This window comes from Micromonospora rosaria, assembly GCF_001567585.1.
Classification (GTDB): domain Bacteria; phylum Actinomycetota; class Actinomycetes; order Mycobacteriales; family Micromonosporaceae; genus Micromonospora; species Micromonospora rosaria.
Genome location: NZ_LRQV01000247.1, coordinates 1 through 4,419, shown reverse-complemented (window position 1 = coordinate 4,419; position 4,419 = coordinate 1). Strand labels below are relative to the sequence as shown.

Below are 4,419 nucleotides of genomic sequence, written 5' to 3'. Positions count from 1 at the left end.
AGCAGGACGGCGGCGCGGACGGCGGCGCGGAGGGTCCGGCCGACGGCGGCGCGACCCCCGGTCAGCAGGACGGCGGCGCCGACGGCAGCGCCCGGTAGCCGGCCCGCCGTGTCCAGCCTCGACCCGCCGGGCGGCCACGGCCGTCCGGCGGTTCCGTCCGTCCTCCGGCCCGACGCCTGCGCCGCCGCGCTCGCCCGCTGCGTGGCGGTCGAACCGGCCAAGTTCGCCACCGCCCACTGGGGGCGTACCCCTTTGCTGTCCCGCGCCGGCGAGCTGCCCAACCCGGACGGCTTCACCGACCTGTTCAGCCCCGCCGACGCCGACGAACTGCTCAGCCGGCGCGGGCTGCGGACCCCCTTCCTGCGGGTGGCCCGGGACGGGCAGCTCGTCCCGGCGGCCCGGTACACCGGCGGCGGTGGCGCGGGCGCCGAGATCGGCGACCAGGTCCTCGACGAGAAGGTCCTCCAGGAGTACGCCGACGGCGCCACCCTGGTCCTGCAGGGCCTGCACCGCACCTGGCCGGCGCTTGTCGACTTCGCCCGGGAGCTGGGCACCGCCCTCGCCCAGCCGTTGCAGGTCAACGCCTACCTGACCCCGGCCGGCAGCCAGGGCTTCGCCACCCACTACGACACCCACGACGTCTTCGTGCTCCAGGTCGACGGGCGCAAGCACTGGCGGATCCACCCGCCGGTGCTGCCCGACCCGCTGGAACGCCAGCCCTGGGGCGGCCGGGCCGACGAGGTCTCCGCCACCGCGCGGGGCGCCGCCGCGCTGGACGTGGTGCTGGAGCCGGGCGACGCCCTCTACCTGCCCCGGGGCTGGCTGCACAGCGCCCAGGCGCAGGAGTCCAGCTCGCTGCACCTGACCGTCGGCATCCGCGCGCTGACCCGGTACGCCCTGGTGGAGGAGTTGCTGGCGCTGGCCGCCGAGGATCCCCGGCTGCGCGCCGGGCTGCCGTTCGGCACCGACGTGGCCGACCCGGACGCGATCGAGCCGGAGCTGACCGAGACCGTGGAGGCGCTGCGGGACTGGCTGCTGCGCGCCGACCCTGCCGTGCTCGCCGACCGGCTGCGCCGGCGCGCCTGGCCCGCCGCCCGGCCCGCGCCGATCCGCCCCCTCGCCCAGGCCGCCGCGCTGGCCGGGCTCACCGGGGACAGTCGGCTCACCGTCCGGCCCGGACTGCGCTGGCAGCTCGCGTCCGACGGCGCCGACCGGGTCACCCTGCGGGTGTTCGACCGGACGCTCACCCTGCCCACCGCCTGCGAGCCGGCGCTGCGCGCCCTGCTCGGCGGGGCGGTCACCCGGGTCGGCGAGCTGCCCGGCCTGGACGACGCCGACCGTCTGGTGCTGGCCCGTCGACTGCTCCGCGAGGCGGTCGCCGTCCCGGCCTGACCGGCCCCCGTCCGGCCCGCCGGTCCGGCTGTCGGGCCCGCCGGGCGGGCTGGTCGGCCGGGCGGTCCGGTTGCCCGACGCGCCGGGCATGGCCGGTTGTCCGGGAAGGGTGCCGGGTGGTCCGTCCGGGGCCGGCTCAGCGGCCGAGCACCAGCAGCAGCGTGGTGCAGGCCAGGCCGGCGAGCAGCACCACGGCCATCGGCCGGGGGCCGAACACCGCATGCCGGCGGTCCGCCACGCGCTTCGCCGGCACCAGCCCGATCAGCGGACCCAGCAGGGTCACCACCAGCGCCAGCACCGGCATGCCCACCGCCAGGTCGCCGCCGGTGCTCTGCCCGATCCCGCGGGCCACCAGCCCCAGCGCGTACGCCACCGCCGCGCCGAAGACCCCGCACAGCACCAGCACCGGGTTGACCGAACCGGGCAGCTCACCGGGCTGCCCCACCCGGCCCAGCAGGTCCCGTACCCCCTGGAGCAGGTGGAGCGGATCGCCGGTGGCGTCGCGCGCCGGGCCGGGTGGCGACCCCACCTTCCGGCCGCCGCCGACCCGGTCGCGCAGTTGCTGCCACAGGTGCGCCGCCTCGGCGTCCACCCGCTCCAGCAGCTCCCGGGCCGCCTCGACCTCGGCCTCGGCCCGCCGGACCTGCTCGGTCGCCTCGATGACCGCGCGCTCGGCGGCGGCGCACTGCTGGTCGTGCCAGCGGTGGGCCTCCTGCCGTTGGGTGTGCACCCGGGCGGTCAGCTCGGCCAGCCGCCGGACTTCGGCGGCGTACGTGTCACTGGTGACGGGTTCGTTCATCGGGCCGGCCCGTAGGGGATGATGACCTGCCCGGTGCGGTGCACCGACCGGTCGAAGAAGAGCCCACGCCACGGGCGCGGGTACCAGTCCGGGCCGCCCGTGCCCGGGTAGAGCGACGAGCCCAGCTCGCCGCCCTGCACGTCCAGGGCGACCCAGGCGCCGATCTGGTCGGTGCGGGCCGCCGGCCCACCCAGGTCCACCCGCATCCGGGCCACCCCCCGCCACCAGGCCAGCACGTGGGTCCGCCGCTCCGGCCCGTCGTGCAGGATGCGGCGTAGCTGCTCCAGTCCGGTCCGCCCGCCGGTGCGGGCCGCCAACTGCCCGGCCGCCGCGTCCACCGCGAACAGCAGCAGGTAGTGCGGGGTGGCTCCGGTACCCGACCGGGCCAGCCCGTCGGCGGTCTCGGCCATCAGCTCCGGCACGGTCTCCTCGTCGTACCAGGCCGCGTCGTCGGCCAGCTCGCCGTAGAGCGCGCGGGCGGCCGGGTCGGCGTCCGGGTCGAGGCAGGCGATGGAGAACCGGGCCTCGCCGGGGCGGTGCTGGCGGGCCAGGGACCGGGCGGCGGCGTCCAGCACCGCGCACGCCTCCTCCACCCGGGTACCGATCACCGCCAGGTTCCGGCCGGGTGCCCGGGGCAACCGCAGCACCGCCGAGCGGGCCTGCACGTCGATGATCTCCCCGAGCAGGGCGACCGGGGTCCGGCGGTCCTCCCCGGCCGGGTCCAGCGCCCGGAAGTCCGGCGCCTCGGCCAGCCGGGGGATCGCGTCGCCGTCGAAGAGCCGGGCCGGCGCGGCGTCGGTGGGGCGCATCCGCCACAGCCGGTGCTGCAACTCGCTCCAGCTCTCCCAGTCGCTGGCCGACGGGATCCGGGCCACCTGGTTGCCCTCGGCCATCCCGGACTCGGCGTTGACCACCGCGTGGTGCCGGGGCAGCGACTGGGCCGCGTCGTTGCGTTCGGCGAGGATGCGCAGCGCCTTCGGCAGCGCGATCCGCAGGGTGAACTGGGCGACCAGCGCCGGCCGGCCCCACAGCGCCTCGATGCCGCGCACGTCCTGCGAGGCGAGCACCAGGTGGATGCCCTGGGAACGGCCCCGCCGGGCCAGGTCCTCCAGCAGGTCGGCGGCCTCCCGGGCGACCACGTCCCGCCCGGCCAGCAGCATCTGGAACTCGTCGACCACCGCGACGATCCGGGGCCACCGCCCGCCCGGGTCCACCGCCCGCAGCTCGGAGAGCTTGGTGACCTCGTGCTGTTTCGCCGCGTCCGCCCGGCGGCGCAGCTCCTCGGCGAGGAAGCGCAGCAGGGCCAGCCCGAACTCCCGGTCGGTGTTGACGTTGATCCCGACCAGCCGCATGTGCGGCAGCCAGCTCGGGTCGCGCCGGCCCTGGGCGAACCGGGCGAAGGACACCCCTTCCTTGAAGTCCAGCAGGTAGAACTCCAACTGGTCGGGGGAGTAGCGGGCGGCCAGCGCGCCGATCCAGGCGAAGATCAGGTTCGTCTTGCCGGTGCCGGACGGGCCGCCGATCAGCGCGTGTGGCGGGTAGTCGCCGAGGGTGAGCTGCACCTGCCGGCCGTTGGCCGCCTCGCCGATCGGCGCGGTCAGCCCGGTGGCGGAGTCCTCCTGCCACATCCGCTCGGGCGGGGGCAGCAGCTCGGCGAAGGGCGCCGGGGGCGGGCCGGCGTTGACCGTGGCCGCGACCGCCCGGCAGGTCTCGGTGACCAGGGCCGCCGGTGGGGGCGGGTCGAGCCGGGCCGGCAGGCCGGGCGGCCCGCCGATGCGCACCCCGTCCGGCTCCACCGCGATCCGGGTCACCGTCGGGTGCTCGGGCAGCGGCACGCCCCGGACCACCAGGTGCACGCCGCAGGCCGCGCCGGTGCGGACCACCCGGTCGAGCTGCCCCCGCTCGTGCCGGTTCAGCTCGTCGCCGCCGAGCAGCACCGCCACCCGCCACGGCTCCGGCCGGCGACCGGTGGCCGCGGCCAGGTCGCGCAGCGAGGCGTACTCGCCGGCCAGCACGGTCTCGTTGATCCGGCGGATCTGCTCGACCAGGTCGTCCAGCAGCCGACCCAGCCCGCCGGGGCCGACGAAGGTCAACAGCCCGGCGGAGGTCAGCGGGGCGAACCCGGCCAGCCCGCCGCCGAGGTGCTCCGGGTCGTACCCGATCAGCCGTACCGCGCCGGGGTCGGTCCGGCCCAGGCTGCGCAGCAGCAGCGCCGGTACCACCGGCTC

Annotated in this window: 3 protein-coding genes; 1 reads left to right on the top strand and 2 read right to left on the bottom strand. The window is 77.2% G+C overall.

Annotated elements, in window-relative coordinates:
- Window positions 1–108: 108 nt before the first annotated feature.
- Window positions 109–1,392, top strand: a complete 1,284-nt coding sequence (locus AWW66_RS31445) for a cupin domain-containing protein (RefSeq protein WP_067374277.1) — start codon at window positions 109–111, stop codon at window positions 1,390–1,392.
- A 136-nt stretch (window positions 1,393–1,528) separates the two neighbouring features.
- Here AWW66_RS31445 and AWW66_RS31440 read toward each other — a convergent pair whose 3' ends face one another.
- Both AWW66_RS31440 and AWW66_RS31435 read right to left on the bottom strand, forming a co-directional pair.
- A complete protein-coding gene (locus tag AWW66_RS31440) occupies window positions 1,529–2,191 on the bottom strand; it encodes a hypothetical protein (RefSeq protein ID WP_067374274.1) in 663 nt (220 codons plus the stop codon).
- Window positions 2,188–4,419, bottom strand: a 2,232-nt coding sequence (locus tag AWW66_RS31435; RefSeq protein ID WP_067374272.1) for an FtsK/SpoIIIE domain-containing protein, incomplete at its 5' end; no start/stop codon positions are given. The genes AWW66_RS31440 and AWW66_RS31435, both read right to left, overlap by 4 nt.